The sequence below is a fragment of the Pseudoalteromonas sp. SCSIO 43095 genome (genome assembly GCF_023650455.1).
GTDB classification, from domain to species: domain Bacteria; phylum Pseudomonadota; class Gammaproteobacteria; order Enterobacterales; family Alteromonadaceae; genus Pseudoalteromonas; species Pseudoalteromonas tetraodonis.
This window is the reverse complement of sequence record NZ_CP087995.1, coordinates 61,619-77,045: the sequence shown is the minus strand read 5'-3', so window position 1 is coordinate 77,045 and position 15,427 is coordinate 61,619. Positions and strand designations below refer to the sequence as shown.

The 15,427-nt window shown below is 41.7% G+C and carries 13 protein-coding genes; 4 read left to right on the top strand and 9 right to left on the bottom strand.

All coding sequences use genetic code 11. The features are described 5' to 3' along the window. Positions 1–12 precede the first annotated feature (12 nt). From astA to LOC50_RS00390, 4 genes are all read right to left on the bottom strand, one after another. Positions 13–1,029, bottom strand: a complete 1,017-nt coding sequence (gene astA / locus LOC50_RS00405; RefSeq protein WP_036980981.1) for an arginine N-succinyltransferase — start codon at positions 1,027–1,029, stop codon at positions 13–15. Between the two features lie 84 nt (positions 1,030–1,113). Beyond that, on the bottom strand, positions 1,114–2,319 hold the full coding sequence (locus LOC50_RS00400; RefSeq protein ID WP_013463826.1) for an aspartate aminotransferase family protein: 1,206 nt from the start codon (positions 2,317–2,319) through the stop codon (positions 1,114–1,116). Between the two features lie 369 nt (positions 2,320–2,688). Beyond that, positions 2,689–3,849 carry an HDOD domain-containing protein gene (locus tag LOC50_RS00395; RefSeq protein ID WP_250653417.1) on the bottom strand — a complete coding sequence of 387 codons (1,161 nt, stop codon included), beginning with the start codon at positions 3,847–3,849 and terminating at the stop codon, positions 2,689–2,691. Positions 3,850–3,894: 45 nt separating this feature from the next. Beyond that, entirely contained in the window at positions 3,895–4,476 is a 582-nt protein-coding gene (locus LOC50_RS00390) for an anthranilate synthase component II (protein ID WP_036980977.1), read from the bottom strand. A gap of 231 nt (positions 4,477–4,707) precedes the next feature. On the opposite strand from LOC50_RS00390, the gene LOC50_RS00385 reads away from it, so the two are divergent. The 3 genes from LOC50_RS00385 (at position 4,708) to glpD (ending at position 8,132) form a co-directional block, all read left to right on the top strand. Then, the gene (locus LOC50_RS00385; protein ID WP_013463823.1) at positions 4,708–4,950 is read left to right on the top strand and encodes an HP1242/YdcH family protein; all 243 of its coding nucleotides are present in this window, start codon (positions 4,708–4,710) and stop codon (positions 4,948–4,950) included. A 168-nt stretch (positions 4,951–5,118) separates the two neighbouring features. Further along, positions 5,119–6,624 (top strand): glycerol kinase GlpK, encoded by a 1,506-nt coding sequence (gene glpK, locus LOC50_RS00380; protein ID WP_250653416.1) that lies wholly within the window; start codon positions 5,119–5,121, stop codon positions 6,622–6,624. A gap of 5 nt (positions 6,625–6,629) precedes the next feature. Next, positions 6,630–8,132, top strand: coding sequence for a glycerol-3-phosphate dehydrogenase (gene glpD, locus LOC50_RS00375; RefSeq protein WP_250653415.1), 1,503 nt, complete (start codon positions 6,630–6,632; stop codon positions 8,130–8,132). A gap of 7 nt (positions 8,133–8,139) precedes the next feature. Here glpD and LOC50_RS00370 read toward each other — a convergent pair whose 3' ends face one another. Continuing rightward, positions 8,140–8,538, bottom strand: a complete 399-nt coding sequence (locus LOC50_RS00370) for an acyl-CoA thioesterase (protein WP_214552144.1) — start codon at positions 8,536–8,538, stop codon at positions 8,140–8,142. A gap of 31 nt (positions 8,539–8,569) precedes the next feature. On the opposite strand from LOC50_RS00370, the gene LOC50_RS00365 reads away from it, so the two are divergent. Then, complete coding sequence (locus LOC50_RS00365) at positions 8,570–9,274, top strand: 2OG-Fe(II) oxygenase (protein ID WP_036980972.1); 705 nt, start codon at positions 8,570–8,572, stop codon at positions 9,272–9,274. 68 nt (positions 9,275–9,342) lie between these two features. Here LOC50_RS00365 and LOC50_RS00360 read toward each other — a convergent pair whose 3' ends face one another. From LOC50_RS00360 to LOC50_RS00345, 4 genes are all read right to left on the bottom strand, one after another. Continuing rightward, complete coding sequence (locus tag LOC50_RS00360) at positions 9,343–10,578, bottom strand: cysteine desulfurase-like protein (protein ID WP_138626633.1); 1,236 nt, start codon at positions 10,576–10,578, stop codon at positions 9,343–9,345. 10 nt (positions 10,579–10,588) lie between these two features. Continuing rightward, a complete protein-coding gene (locus tag LOC50_RS00355; protein WP_036980968.1) occupies positions 10,589–11,221 on the bottom strand; it encodes a 2OG-Fe dioxygenase family protein in 633 nt (210 codons plus the stop codon). Between the two features lie 201 nt (positions 11,222–11,422). Then, on the bottom strand, positions 11,423–14,020 hold the full coding sequence (gene acnB, locus LOC50_RS00350) for a bifunctional aconitate hydratase 2/2-methylisocitrate dehydratase (protein ID WP_138626632.1): 2,598 nt from the start codon (positions 14,018–14,020) through the stop codon (positions 11,423–11,425). A gap of 255 nt (positions 14,021–14,275) precedes the next feature. Further along, on the bottom strand, positions 14,276–15,334 hold the full coding sequence (locus tag LOC50_RS00345) for an OmpA family protein (RefSeq protein ID WP_069440232.1): 1,059 nt from the start codon (positions 15,332–15,334) through the stop codon (positions 14,276–14,278). Positions 15,335–15,427: the final 93 nt, after the last annotated feature.

Genomic DNA, 15,427 nt, shown 5'->3' with positions numbered 1-15,427 from the left:
CTTTCTCCTAAATTAAACTGGGGTAGCAGTAACAAAATCGCCCGATTTCAAATGTAATGCATCAGCAAGTTGCTGTGTTAATACCAGGCTGTTTGAGCGCTCGTCAAATGCCATTGGCGCTACTGTTGCTCTAAAGTCTTCAAGTTTGTCATTGGCTAACAACACCATGGTATCGCCTGTCATTTCGCCAATTTCAACGCTAAAGTTTTGTGCATTGCGAATTGTCGCAATGTTATCTACTTTTGCTTCAACGGTTGGACCCGCATCAAAAATGTCAACGTAACCATTAAAAGTAAAACCTTCACTTTTTAATAGTTGAATTGCAGGGCGCGTATTGTCATGCACTTGACCTATAACCGCTTGCGCGTCTTTACTCAATAAGTTGACGTAAATTGGGTATTTAGGCATAAGCTCAGCAATAAATACTTTTTGCCCTATTCCCGTCAGATAATCTGCCGTTGGGAAGTCCATAGAGAAAAAGTGCTCTTCAAGCCACTGCCAAAATGGGCTACTACCGTTTTCGTCAGATACACCGCGCATTTCTGCAATAACGGTTTGTGCAAAGCGTTGTTGATGCTGTTTTATAAACATAAAACGCGCTTTTGAAAGCAGCTTACCGTTACAATTTTTACGATAGCCGTCTTTTAAAAACAGTGTGCACAGCTCTGTCGCCCCAGTGTAGTCATTACAAAGGGTGAGAATATCTACCGCTTTATACACATCTAGCGTGCGCGAAGAGTGAATCACTTTACTCAAATGATAATGATAAAATGCGTCATCTAAGCCAACTGCGGCTTCAATACCTGAAGTACCGACTACTTCACCAGTTTCAGTGTCTTCAAGAACAAATAAGTAACCCTCATCACCTGGTTGTGATGTTGTTTTTGTAAATGAGTTAACTGAATGCGCTATCTTCTTTTGTAATAACTCTTCATTATTAGGCAAAGAAGTAAAGCCATGTCCCGACTCGTCGGCGATGGTTACTAAAGCTGCATAATCACTTTTTTGGATTGGGCGAAGGATCATCATGAATCCGCTTACTCCCTTATATATAACGGTAAATAGGAACTGCAAGGCAAACTACGTTTGCCCCTAAAGCAGTTGAATTAGCAATTACGCATTTACAACGTGGGCTACTGCTTTTTCAAAGCGTGCCATACCTTCGCGAATATCCGCTTCAGGTATGACTAAAGAAGGAGTGAAACGAACCACATCAGCACCAGCAACCAATGACATTAAGCCATGCTCAGTACCGGCAACTAAAAACTCTTTTGCACGGCCTTTGTATTGCTCGTTTACCACAGCACCAATTAATAAACCTTGGCCACGAATTTCACTAAATACGTTGTACTTATCGTTAATGGCATTTAATAGCTCAGTAAATAACGCCGACTTTGCTTTAACGCCCGCTAAAACTTCTGGGTTATTTACAGTATCAAATGCGGCTTCTGCAACTGCACACGCTAATGGGTTACCGCCGTAAGTAGAACCATGAGTACCTACTTTGAGGTGCTGTGCAATTTCAGTGGTTGTTAGCATAGCGCCAATTGGGAAACCGCCACCGAGAGCTTTTGCTGAAGTTAAAATATCAGGCACTACGTTTAAACCTTGGTATGCATATAGCTCACCTGTACGGCCAACACCTGATTGCACTTCATCAAAAATTAGCAATGCATTGTGCTTAGTACATAAATCACGAACGCCTTGAGCAAATTCGTCAGTTGGCGAAATGATACCGCCTTCGCCTTGAATTGGCTCCATCATTACCGCACAGGTGTTATCGCTAATCAACGCTTCAAATGCGGCAAGGTCATTGTAGTCACAATGAACAATGTCGCCTGGCTTAGGACCAAAACCGTCAGAGTAAGCCGCTTGACCGCCTACAGTAACCGTGAAGAAGGTACGACCATGGAAACCTTTATTAAAGGCGATAATTTGCGACTTTTCCGCGCCAAATTTATCAAGCGCAAAACGACGCGCTAATTTAAGTGCCGCTTCGTTTGCTTCTGCGCCTGAGTTTGCAAAGTAAACTTTTTCTGCAAAAGTCGCATCAACCATTTTCTTAGCTAAGCGAAGCGCTGGCTCATTGGTCATTACATTAGATAAATGCCAAATTTTTTCGCCCTGCTCTTTTAATGCACCTACTAATGCAGGATGGCAATGGCCAAGACAGTTAACGGCAATACCACCAGCAAAGTCGATAAACTCTCGTCCTTGTTGATCCCATACACGAGAGCCTTCGCCTCGAACTGGAATTACGCTTGAAGGTGCGTAGTTAGGAACCATTACGTGATCAAATAATTCGCGATTGACTGTCATTTTATTTCCTCTTAATTGTGTGCATCACAAAGCAGTAGAATAGGGGTGTGATTATTGTTAATAACCAAATAGGTGGGCAAAATTAATACGATTATATTTGCCTGAAACTACGTTGTGGTTCAATTTTCAGGCGCTCATTATTTCAGAAATTTGGAGTTATGTCTCTTCAAAAACTTTCATGTACCCCTTTAAAATAAAGGGCTTAAGATATTATTTCATAGATAGTGAATAACTATTTGGCAGCTAAAAATAACGCATGCTTACCTTAGTAAGCGCCTCTACAACGAAAAAGGCTTGGCGCTTATAAACCAACAGCACATGAAGAAGTAGAATTAAAGTGAATGAATAGTCGCAAAAAAATTAACAGATTTAATCGATTTGGAGTGCCAAATTAGTAAAATTACCCGTTTGTAAGGTATCTAACTCTTTTTTAGTGAACTGATAATAGCTAAACCAGCTTTGTAATTCATCGTCTTCAATAAGCTGGTGCTCTTTTAAATTTAAGTATTGAGAGTAACAACGCGCTTTTAAAATTACTTGCGCTAATGGCAATAAACTATCGCCCTTTGCTACTCCATTCACTAACTGCTGCATAACACTGTCAAGCGGCAAATATTTAAATGACATGTTCTCAATCACCTTAGCGCTAACAAGCAGTGATTTTTCGTGTAGCAGTGTTGTTAAAAATAACGGATCTGGTTTTAGCTCTAATAGCGCGGTGTGTAAGTTTTTATCACCTTCTTCACGAGCACGCAGTACTTTGCGCTGCCATACCTGATCAAACACTTTTAGGTATAAGCGCACTAAAGCAATTTGCCCTACATTAAGTAACATGCCCAATGTAAACGCATGCATTGGGTTTACCCCGTTAAGCTGGGCAAGCGTTTGCGCTGCAATTGCACACGACATGGTGTTGTCTTTTAACCTGCGCTTTAATAACGTGAAGGGTTCTGTGCTATGTGGCATCCAATGGCGCACTGCAAAAGTAGGCACTACAAGTTGCAGGTTATCTAAGCCCAAATAACGTAATGCCAACGCTGGGGTATCTACTTTGACTGAGGTGCCTTTACTGCGTTGCTTACGATAAAAAGGTAAATTAACTAAGGTAACCAGCTCTCGTCCAAGCCAGTTTAAATCGTTAACTAGCGGCTCTAAACGGCCAACCGAGGCGGCGCGAGTAGCCAGTATATCGAGTATGGCGCACACGTTACCTTCTATGCCAATGGTGTCTTTAATCACAAAATCGATGTCTTCAAGACGTTTAGCAATCACGGTTTCAATAACCGTATGTAATTTTTGACTGGTTTTTGCCTGTAACTTTTGATGTGAAGTACTTTTTTGTTGACGCTTTTGCTGAGCGGCCACTTCAACTTCTAATAAGGTACGATTTTTAACCGGTTTACCATCATTGAGATCTAAGGTATGAATAAAGCCTATTTGCTGGTTGGCAAAACTATGACCCAGTAGCAAATCATGCGCTCGTTGATGTAGCACGTTAACAATACGCTGTTGCTGCAATGTGTCAGTCATAAGCTCTATCTTAGGGGAAAAAGTAAATAGCTTGCAGGTATAAGCCTAGAAGCGTGTTAAAAAGTTATCAAGTAAAGCTAAGCCTTGCTCTGTCAAAATTGCTTCAGGATGAAATTGCACGCCTTCGAGCGCGAGCTCGTTATGTAATAATCCCATAATTTCATCACGCTGCCCAGTGTTGCTTTGAGTCCACGCTGTGACTTCTAGTTCTTTAGGCAATGAGTGTGCTTCAACAATTAAAGAATGGTAGCGGCACACTGTCAGCGGGTTAGGTAAACCTTTAAACATACCTTGATGCTGATGATAAATAGGCGATGTTTTTCCATGCATAACCTGTTTAGCTCGCACTACTTTACCACCTAGCACTTGAGCAATGGTTTGGTGCCCCAAACAAATACCTAATATAGGATAAACTCCTTTAAACTGCTCTACCACAGATAACGACACTCCCGCTTCAGTCGGGTTTTTAGGCCCTGGAGAAATCACAATATGATCTGGGTTTAACTGTTTGATCTCACTCAGCGTTATTTGGTCGTTACGTTTTACCAACACGTCTTGATCTAAGCGCTGAAAATACTGTACCAAGTTATAGGTGAACGAGTCGTAGTTATCGATCATTAAAAGCATGCAATAAAGTACTCAAAGTAATTAGGGCCTGTCGCAGGCATATTCTAACTGAAGCCTTTGCAGGTGTCAGCGTTTTGCAGCCCAACAAACATAAATAGACACACTAACAACCAATAACGGTTGATTTATTTTAGATCAGCCCAAGCTCTGTTGTATGGGGTCACCCCAAGTCACTGATCATTTTTATATAACGTGACGTGCATTATGCAACAGCCATTTAAGGAGTAACCTATGTTAGGCGAAGACCATTCATTAACCAAAGATTTTCCTGATTACACGCAAACTATTGCAAAACTTAATGCAAACGATGAAAACTTTGCAACCAAAGCAAAGCAATATAATGAAATCGATAAAGAAATTCGAGTACTTGAGCTACAAGACTCACCCATAGATGACGAAGCCATGCAGCAGTTAAAACACGACCGAATGGTATTAAAAGATTGGCTACATCAACAATTAACGGATGCTAATTAATTGTTGTTATTTGGCGCCTATTAAATTGTAGGCGCCAGAATTGAGTGTTCACCTCTCTCCCCTACCTTTCGCTCATCTATAATTTTAACCATTATGGTGCAAAAGCATTGCTATTCGTTTAGCTTAAAGACAAGCTGTCTTTATCTAAATTAAACAACACTATTTTTTATGTCTAAATACATACTCTCGATTGACCAAGGAACGACAAGCTCTCGAGCTATTTTATACACTAAAGATGCCGAGGTTTTTGACACGGCTCAACAAACCTTCCCTCAACACTTTGTGAAAAATGGTTGGGTTGAACATGACCCTGTAGATATTTGGCAAACCGTATTAAGCAGCGTTAAAAACGTATTATCGCAGCAACAAGTCACTGCCGCCGACATTATTGCCATTGGCATTGCTAACCAACGAGAAACCACCTTAGTGTGGAATAAAAAAACTGGGCAATCTATCTACAATGCGATTGTGTGGCAAGACCGACGTACCAGTGACTATTGCGATAATTTACGTCATGCTGGGCATACACAAATGGTGAATGATAAAACCGGTTTAGTGCTCGATCCTTACTTTTCTGCAACCAAAATTCGTTGGATTTTAGATAACGTCAAAGGCGCTAAAGAGCAAGCACACGCAGGTGAACTAGCATTTGGTACGATAGATACCTACTTGCTATGGCAACTCACTAACGGTAAAGCTCACAAAACCGATGCTACCAATGCCTCTCGTACATTACTGTTTAACATTCATCAGCAATGCTGGGATGAAGAGTTACTGGCTTTATTTAATATTCCAGCGTCGATGCTACCTGAGGTAATGGACTCAGCGGCTGACTTTGGGGTGACTGCAAGCGAGCTATTTGGTGGTGAAATTCCAATTTGCGGTATAGCAGGCGATCAACAAGCCGCCTTAATTGGTCAAGCTTGTTTTGAAGAAGGTATGGCAAAAAGTACTTACGGAACAGGCTGCTTTTTAATGCTTAACACGGGTGATAAAGCACTAAAATCAAATAATCGTTTATTAACCACTCTTGCGTATCGGCTCAACGGCAAACCCACCTATGCGATTGAAGGCAGTATTTTTATGGCTGGTGCCACCATGCAGTGGATAGTAGAAGGCTTAAAGTTATTAGAAAACGCAGGTGAAAGTGAAGCCCTCGTCAAAGATGTTCCCTTGGATCATGGGGTATTCTTGGTTCCCTCGTTTACAGGCTTAGGTGCGCCCTATTGGGATGCAAATGCCCGAGGCGCAATTTTGGGCCTAACCCGAGACTCAGGCATTAGCACTATTGTTGCAGCTGCCTTGCAGTCGGTGGGTTATCAAACCAAAGATCTACAAAAAGCCATGGAAGGTGACGGACTCCGCCCTAGTATTCTAAGAGTTGATGGCGGCATGGCAAATAATAATTGGGCAATGGCGTTTTTAGCCAATATTTTAGGCGCAAGCGTTGAGCGCCCTACTCTAACCGAAACCACTTCGTTAGGGGTTGCTTACTTAGCCGGTTTGCAAACTGGGCTTTATGAATCAACTGCGCAGCTTGCCAGCATGTGGAAAAGCGATCGTCGTTTTGAACCGACCATGAGCAGTGAAGAGCGCAACGATTTATATGCAAAGTGGCTACATTGCATTGCACAAGTTAGACTTTCTAATAGCAATGACGGCGAGAGTGAGTAAAATCTATGAGCGCACACGACAACGAATATGACTTACTCATTATTGGCGGCGGTATTAATGGCGCCGGAATAGCAGCCGATGCCAGTGGTCGCGGTTTAAAAGTATTATTGTGTGAACAAAACGATTTAGCCTCAGCCACTTCCTCTAATAGCAGTAAGCTTATTCATGGCGGGCTGCGCTATTTAGAGAATTATCAATTTAGATTGGTAAGAGAGGCATTACGTGAACGTGAAGTGCTATTAAAAAAAGCGCCGCATATTATGTGGCCGCTTTCTTTTAGGCTACCGCACCAAGCACACTTACGTCCTTCTTGGATGATTCGTGTGGGGTTATTTATTTACGATCACCTAGCGAAACGTGACACCTTACCTGCCTCAAAAACGATTAAATTTGACAGCAATAGTATACTTAACAACAGTATAACCCATGGCTTTGAATACGCCGATGGCTGGGTTGATGACGCGCGTTTAGTGATTTTAAACGCCCAAGCTGCTCATAATTTAGGCGCCACCATTGCAACACGCACCCGCTGCATTAAAGCAACGCGTAACGCAGATTATTGGGATGTGATTTTAGAGCAACAAGCCAGCAAGCAGCACCTAAATATAAAGGCAAAAAGTGTTGTAAATGCCGCAGGCCCATGGGTCGCGTCATTATTTGAAGATGTATTTACCCAGCCCACACCGCACACTGTTCGCCTTGTGAAAGGCAGTCATATTGTAGTGCCCCGACTCCACAATGAGCCAGCTGCCTATATTTTACAAAATAAAGATAATCGCATTGTATTTGTCATTCCTTATGAGCAAGATTACTCACTGATTGGCACCACAGATGAAGAGTACACCGGCGATATTACTGATGTAAAAATTAGTGAGCAAGAAATACAGTACCTCATCAGTATCACTAACCATTACTTTAACAACGCAATAAGCGCGGCCGATATTGTGCACAGCTTTAGTGGGGTGCGGCCACTATTAGATGACAAATCAACAGATGCTCAAGCCGTCACCCGCGATTACAAGCTGATATTAAACAACGACACCGATCATGCCGCTTTATTAAGTGTGTTTGGTGGTAAAATTACTACCTATCGAAAGCTTGCAGAAAATGCCGTCAATAAGTTAGCGCCTTTTTACCCAAAGATGAGTGGCTCTTGGACCAAAGATGCCCCTTTACCAGGCGGCGACTTTAGTAACCAAACATACCTTACCGCTCAGTTAGAAAGTAGCTACCCTTGGCTGGCAATCGACACATTAAAACGTATGGTTCGCAGCTATGGCACGCTTAGTTATCAATTACTGGGGAACAGCCAAGCAATCGGCGATTTAGGTTATCACTTTGGTCATGGTCTGTATGCGCAAGAAGTTGATTACTTAGTAAACCATGAATGGGCAAGAACCAGCGCAGATATACTTTGGCGACGAACAAAGCTTGGGCTGCGCTTTTCAGAAAAACAAGTCATTGCCTTGGGGCAATATTTAACTAAACATCCAGCTTGTCATAGTTAAGCTGCGATTAACTAACTGCTACAAGGTGCTGTGTTAATGCGGCTTTTTCATCAGTCGAAAGTGGTTGCTTTGTTTTACTAGTAAAGTCATAACGTACCATCACCGTTTTACCAATGGCGCAACACTTATCTTGCTGCCATGCTTCTTGGCGGATCACAAATGAACTATTGCCAATCTGCTCTATGCTGGTGTTAATTGTCACCTCATGGGCATAAAATAGTTCGCCAACAAACGACACTTCAACTTTAGCAATGATTAACTTCCAGTTGTGTGGATTTAGATCTGGCGTAAAAAATTTAAAAATAGGTACTCGGGCCGCTTCAAACCATACGGGGAGTACGGTATTGTTGATGTGTCCGAGTGCATCCGTTTCGCTAAAACGCGGCATCACTTTTTCAGTAAACATAATAATCCAATAATAATTAAACAGGTAACTCATGACGGACTTTATCCGCGTGTATGACAACGCGCTCAGTAATGAATTTTGCGATAACTTTATCACTACCTTTTCTCAAAGCCCGCATATTAAACAAGGGATGACATCGGGCGGTGTTGATCTTAATAAAAAAGATAGCCACGATTTATACTTAAACAATCATCCTGAATACGCAGAACAATTAAAACATATTCAACAAACCACTGCACAGTATGTTTTCAACTACATTGAAGAACATATTTTTATGATGATTGGGGCATTTGGTTTAAAGGTATATCACCCAAAAACAGGACAACCGGTTGATTTAACTCACGCCAACTATGACGAGGTAGGTAAACCACAACTCCCCTTATTGGTGCAGCAAATTTTTAGACTCGGTAATATTCAAGCGCAAAAATACGAAGTAAATAAAGGCGGTTATCCGTATTGGCACAGTGAGGTGTATCCGCAGCTACAGCATAATGAAGCACTGCATCGGGTGTTGTTATTTATGTTTTATTTAAATGATGTTGAAGAAGGCGGAGAAACCGAGTTTTATTATCAAAATCGTAAAATAGCCCCTAAAAAGGGCAGTATGGTGGTTGCCCCAGGCTACTTTACGCATACACATAGAGGCAATAAGCCAGTATCAAACGATAAGTATATTTTAACCTCATGGGTTTTGTTTAATCGAGCAGAGCAAATTTATGGAACGCCAAAAAGCTAAGTAATCAGACAATAAAAAAGCCACAAGTTTTTTACTTATGGCTTTTAAAGTGCTGAATGGGTAAGGCTTTAACCTAGTAACTCATCAAATAAATCAAATAACTTATCTAGCTCAGCTGTTGTGTTGTAATGCATACAGCCAATACGCACTACGCCGCCTTTATCAAGTACGCCTAACTGCTTGCATAAGCCTTGTGCATAAAAATTACCATCCCACACACAAATATGCTGTTTACCTAAAAACTCAGACACCTCACGCGGCTCTAGCCCTTCAAAGGTTAAAGCAAACGTTGGCGTACGCTCATTTAAGCGCTCAAGATCATCAATGCCAAATAGCTTAATACGCGGGTAATTAACTAAACGCGTTAAAAAGTATTCACTCAATGCCATTTCATGTTGTTTTGTTTTAGCAAACGCAACACGTAATTTTTCTCGGCGTGAGTGACTGTCATCAAGTTTGCTAATCGCCGCTATGTAATCAACCGCCGCAATAAAGCCTGCAAGTGCCTCAAAACTTTGCGTGCCGGTTTCCCAACGACCGGGTGCAACATCTTTTGCTGGCTCTACTTTATAAGGTGTAAACCCTTCTAAGTGCTCAGTTTTACCATAAACCATGCCTAAGTGCGGGCCAAAAAACTTATATGCAGAACAAGCTAAAAAGTCGCAACCTAACGCTTGTACATCAATCAGTTCATGTGGCGCATAATGCACCGCATCAACATACACCAACGCATCCACATTATGAGCAAGCTCTATAATACGTTTAATGTCGTTAATAGATCCCGTGGTGTTTGAGGCATACGTAACGGCAACTAATTTAGTATTACTGTTTAATAGGCTTTCAAAATGCGCCATATCTAAGCTGCAATCAGCCTCGTTAATTAAAGCGGTTTGAACCTTAACGCCTTTATCTTCTGCGGCTTGCTGCCATGACGACACATTTGAAAAATGATCAGCATTGGTCACAATAATCTCATCACCGGCTTGCCAATCGCGTGAAATAGCACGGCTAAAGCTAAAGGTCAGGCTAGTCATATTAGGGCCAAACACAATATTTTGTGCACTGGGCGCATTTAACAAATCAGCCGCGGCTTGACGCGCATTCGCCATCAGCTCAACCGTTTTATCACTTGAAAAAAACGCACCGCCTAAGTTTGAGTTGTAGTGCCCTAAATAAGCAGTCATTGCATTTAATACAGACTGCGGCACTTGAGAGCCGCCTGGGCCATCTAAAAATATTGGTGACTTACCATCAACGGTTTGCATTAAAGCAGGAAATTGCGCGCGCAATTGCATTAAATTCATTTTATTTCTCTTAAGCAGTTAGTACAAAGCAATCCAGGTAACCTGGTTTGTTAGCATCAATTTTGTTCATTGGCGTGGCGTTATGCCATACCTGACGGTCATTAATTAGTGCAAACATACCGTCTTTAATTTCCATTTTAAAACACGGTTCAGCTTGCTTGTTTTCGTATACTAGCAGTTCGCCGCCCTCAAGGTTTTCGTGTGAAACACCACATACACAAACATGCTCAAACCCATCTTGATGCACACCTTCTGGGGCTGCAGGCGTATCGCTATCAATGGCAAGCATTCTAAATTGATGTATTTCAATATCACGGTCTTCATCAATGCCGGTAAGCTCACAAAACTCACTTACAATGCTTTTCATACCTTGAGACTCAAGTAAGCTCTGCTCTAAGTTTTCATAAGTACGCTCAACATTACCCTGAAAGGTATTAATAGAATCGTCTTGAACAAACGCTTTGGCAGCTTGAAGTTTTAGCTCACCATTTTGAAATTTAATTACCGAGTAACGACGCTTACGAAATTCACCGTCTGCATACGGATTTGCAGGTAGGTTATCAAAAGAAGGCTTAACCAAATCAATATTTGCTTGGTTAATAAAACGAAGTTGCAGAAGGTTCTGGTTGTTTAATGTAGTCATAAAATCCTGCTTATAATAATGATAATATTGCCGAGGATTTTAATGCATATAGAGAGGATTTTTTGCTTTATTAACCATATCAATGACGACATTTAACGAAAGTTAATACAATCATGCAGCGAATTAAGCATTATCTATCTAATATTTTATTTGAACAATAAAAAACCCGCCAAAGCGGGTTTTTTAAACACACTCTATAAATTATACAGCTTGCTGAATAATTACGTTGTCTGCCTTTTTAGTGTACTGAGGCATACGGTGGAAGTTCAAGTAACGGTATGTATCTGCAGCCGTTGCGTTGATTTTCGCTGCGTATTCTTGGTATTCAGCGGGTGTAGGTAATTTACCTAAAATTGCCGCTACTGCAGCAAGCTCAGCTGATGCTAAGAATACATTTGCCCCTGTACCTAAACGGTTAGGGAAGTTACGTGTTGAGGTAGAAACAACCGTTGCTTTGTCCGCAACACGTGCTTGGTTACCCATACACAGAGAACACCCTGGCGTTTCGATACGTGCACCAACACGGCCAAAGATACCGTAGTAACCTTCGTCAGTTAGTTGGTCTTTATCCATCTTCGTTGGTGGAGCTACCCAAAGTTGAGTTGGGATACGACCGCTAAAGCCATCGAGTAATTTACCTGCAGCACGGAAGTGACCAATGTTAGTCATACAAGAACCGATGAATACTTCGTCGATTTTCTCGCCAGTAACATCAGAAAGTAAACGCGCGTCATCTGGGTCATTTGGCGCACACAGTACTGGTTCTTTAATCTCAGCAAGGTCGATTTCAAGTACGTGTTTGTACTCTGCGTCTTTATCAGCTTCCATTAGTTCTGGGTTTGCTAACCAGTCTTGCATTGCAGTAACACGACGTTCAATCGTACGTACATCGCCGTAACCTTCAGAAATCATCCACTTAAGCATAACAATATTAGACTCAAGGTATTCGCTGATAGACTCTTTAGAAAGTTTAACAGTACAGCCAGCAGCTGAACGCTCTGCTGATGCATCTGATAGCTCAAACGCTTGCTCAACCGTTAAGTGCTCAACCCCTTCAATTTCTAGTATGCGACCAGAGAATTCGTTGATTTTACCTTTCTTCTCAACCGTTAATAGGCCTTCTTTGATACCGAAGTAAGGGATAGCATGTACAAGATCACGTAAAGTGATACCCGGTTGCATTTCACCTTTAAAGCGAACCAAAATTGATTCAGGCATATCTAGTGGCATTACACCCGTTGCAGCTGCAAACGCTACCGCCCCCGAACCTGCTGGGAATGAAATACCTAATGGGAAACGTGTATGTGAATCACCACCCGTACCTACGGTATCTGGTAATAACATACGGTTTAACCATGAGTGAATTACACCATCACCAGGGCGAAGCGATACACCGCCACGATTCATAATAAAATCAGGAAGCGTATGGTGCGTGTTTACATCGATTGGCTTAGGGTAAGCCGATGTATGACAAAAAGACTGCATTGTTAAATCTGCAGAGAAACCTAAACAGGCTAAGTCTTTAAGCTCATCACGCGTCATAGGACCTGTTGTATCTTGCGAGCCAACCGTGGTCATTTTAGGTTCACAGTATTGGCCTGGGCGAATACCGGCAACGTTACATGCTTTACCAACCATTTTTTGCGCAAGCGTAAAGCCTTTGTCTGATACTTCAGTCACTGCTGGTACTTTAAATACGTCAGTTGCGCCTAAACCTAATGATGTACGCGCTTTGTCTGTAAGACCACGACCAATGATCAATGGAATACGACCACCAGCACGAACTTCGTCTAAAATTACCTCTGATTTAAGTTCAAATGTAGAGATCACATCATCAGTACCGTGGCGCTTAACTACACCTTCGTATGGGTAAATATCAATTTGGTCACCCATGTTGAATTCATCAACATTTAACTCGATTGGTAACGCACCCGAGTCCTCCATTGTGTTGAAGAAAATAGGCGCAATCTTGTTACCTAAACATACACCACCCACGCGCTTATTTGGTACGAATGGGATATCATCACCCATAAACCAAAGCACAGAGTTTGTTGCAGACTTACGCGAAGAGCCTGTACCAACAACGTCACCTACGTAAGCAAGTGGTAAGCCTTTAGTTTTTAATTCTTCAAGCTGAGTGATTGGACCTACTTCACCGTCTTTGTCAGGGTTAATACCATCACGCTCATTTTTAAGCATGGCTAATGCATGAAGCGGAATATCAGGACGTGACCATGCATCTGGTGCTGGTGATAAATCATCTGTGTTTGTCTCGCCAGTGACTTTAAATACCGTAACAGAGATTTTTTCAGCAACGGCTGGCTTATTGACAAACCATTCTGCAGCAGCCCAAGACTCTATAATTTGTTTGGCGTATGCATTACCTGCTTTTGCTTTTTCTTCTACATCGTAGAACGCATCAAACATTAATAATGTGTTCGAAAGGCCTTTTACTACAATTGGCGCTAACGCTTCGTCATCAAGTAGTTCAACCATTGGTGCAATATTGTAGCCACCGAGCATAGTACCTAGTAACTCAGCTGCTTTTTCTTTAGAAATCAACGGAGAAACAGCTTCACCTTTAGCAACAGCCGCTAAAAAGCCTGCTTTAATGTAGGCTGCATCATCAACACCTGGTGGGACGCGGTTAATCAGTAGTTCTAGGATGAACTCTTCTTCACCTGCCGGTGGCGTTTTAATTAGCTCAATAAGATCAGCCGTCTGCTGAGCATCTAATGGCGCTGGTACGATACCTAACGCGGCACGTTCTTCTACGTGTTTACGATATTCTTGTAGCACAGTATTGCCCTCTTGGTGACGTTAAAGTATTCGGTGGTGTTTACTAAACACACCATAACCCAATACTTATAGTATTCTATCTGCCGATTATAAAGCTTTTGTGCATAGATTAAAATCCATCCAGTTATGCAACTAGTTATACCGATTATTAATAATATGAATAGTGAGCAAAGTAAAACCAACTCCCATGAATACCTATTAAGCAGCCATAAAAAAACCCAGCCTAAGCTGGGTTTTTACTCAATAATGAGACTATTAACGTAATACTTTTACACGTTTAATAGATTTTACGTGTGCTTCAACGCGGCGGTTTTCAGCATGCGCTTTTGCCGTATTCGCTTCATTTTTAAGGCGTTCTTCACCTAAACCTACCGTTGTAATGCGATCTTCTGCAATACCATCAGCAATTAGCTTTTTAGCTACTGCATCAGCACGTTTTTTAGATAACCATTTATTGTAAGACGCTTTACCTACTGCAGACGTATGACCTTCAAGAAGCACTGTTGTATCTGGGTACTCTTTTAAGAAAGTCGCTACTTCGTCAATATCATTTAAGTACTGCTGCGAAACTGACGAGTCATTGTTAGGGAATGTTACTAACAAGCTTACTGTTACTTCAGTATCTTCATAAAGTGTACAACCATCGCTACCAACAGCATCTGTCATAGGTGTATTGGCACATTTATCATCTACATCAGGGATACTGTCTTTATCTGTATCAGCAAGTGCTACCGGCACAGGAACAATTTCTGGCTCTGGTGCAGGCTCAACCGGTGTTACTGGCGCCGATTTTTGACCAAAGAAGTAGTTTATACCTAATTTAGCGCCAACATCTGTGTAGCCTTTATCTAAACCTTGGTAAACACTGGTTTCAGCATTAACAAAAAAGTTGTCTGTAACAAAGTGTCGGTAACCTACACCTGCGTTTAAAAACGTGTTGTCATCAACAACATCAATATCTTTCAGACCAAATAAACCGTAGAAAGGACCGCCACCAAAGTGGTAAAGTGCATCGATACCATAACGTTCGCCGTCAATATCGTTGCGGTTGTTCAATACTTTGTCGTGAGCATTAAAGTCTAGGTCTGCGTACTCTAAACGCGCACTCCAGTAATCATTAAAGCGGTAGCCTAATTCAGCACCCCAGCCTGTTGACTCATTAACGTCAAGGCCAGCTTGCTCACGCATGTTTTTCCACGAAGCATCGTAATAATCGCCGAATGCACCGATGTAAAAGCCTTCTTGCTCGGCTGCGAAAGTAGATGCGCTAGTTGCAGCTAACGCAATAGCCATTGTAAGTGATTTTAATTTCATTGTTTTCTTCCCATTTTAACAACTAAAAATATAGCTAAGCATTGCTAGCTCTTCTAACTTACTTATATAGTAACTGAGTCTTTGTTAATCAAT

Coding starts and splice junctions, on each gene's coding strand:
- astA (WP_036980981.1), bottom strand. CDS start 1,029: ATGATGATCCTTCGCCCAATCCAAAAAAGTGATTATGCAGCTTTAGTA.
- LOC50_RS00400 (WP_013463826.1), bottom strand. CDS start 2,319: ATGACAGTCAATCGCGAATTATTTGATCACGTAATGGTTCCTAACTAC.
- LOC50_RS00395 (WP_250653417.1), bottom strand. CDS start 3,849: ATGACTGACACATTGCAGCAACAGCGTATTGTTAACGTGCTACATCAA.
- LOC50_RS00390 (WP_036980977.1), bottom strand. CDS start 4,476: ATGCTTTTAATGATCGATAACTACGACTCGTTCACCTATAACTTGGTA.
- LOC50_RS00385 (WP_013463823.1), top strand. CDS start 4,708: ATGTTAGGCGAAGACCATTCATTAACCAAAGATTTTCCTGATTACACG.
- glpK (WP_250653416.1), top strand. CDS start 5,119: ATGTCTAAATACATACTCTCGATTGACCAAGGAACGACAAGCTCTCGA.
- glpD (WP_250653415.1), top strand. CDS start 6,630: ATGAGCGCACACGACAACGAATATGACTTACTCATTATTGGCGGCGGT.
- LOC50_RS00370 (WP_214552144.1), bottom strand. CDS start 8,538: ATGTTTACTGAAAAAGTGATGCCGCGTTTTAGCGAAACGGATGCACTC.
- LOC50_RS00365 (WP_036980972.1), top strand. CDS start 8,570: ATGACGGACTTTATCCGCGTGTATGACAACGCGCTCAGTAATGAATTT.
- LOC50_RS00360 (WP_138626633.1), bottom strand. CDS start 10,578: ATGAATTTAATGCAATTGCGCGCGCAATTTCCTGCTTTAATGCAAACC.
- LOC50_RS00355 (WP_036980968.1), bottom strand. CDS start 11,221: ATGACTACATTAAACAACCAGAACCTTCTGCAACTTCGTTTTATTAAC.
- LOC50_RS00345 (WP_069440232.1), bottom strand. CDS start 15,334: ATGAAATTAAAATCACTTACAATGGCTATTGCGTTAGCTGCAACTAGC.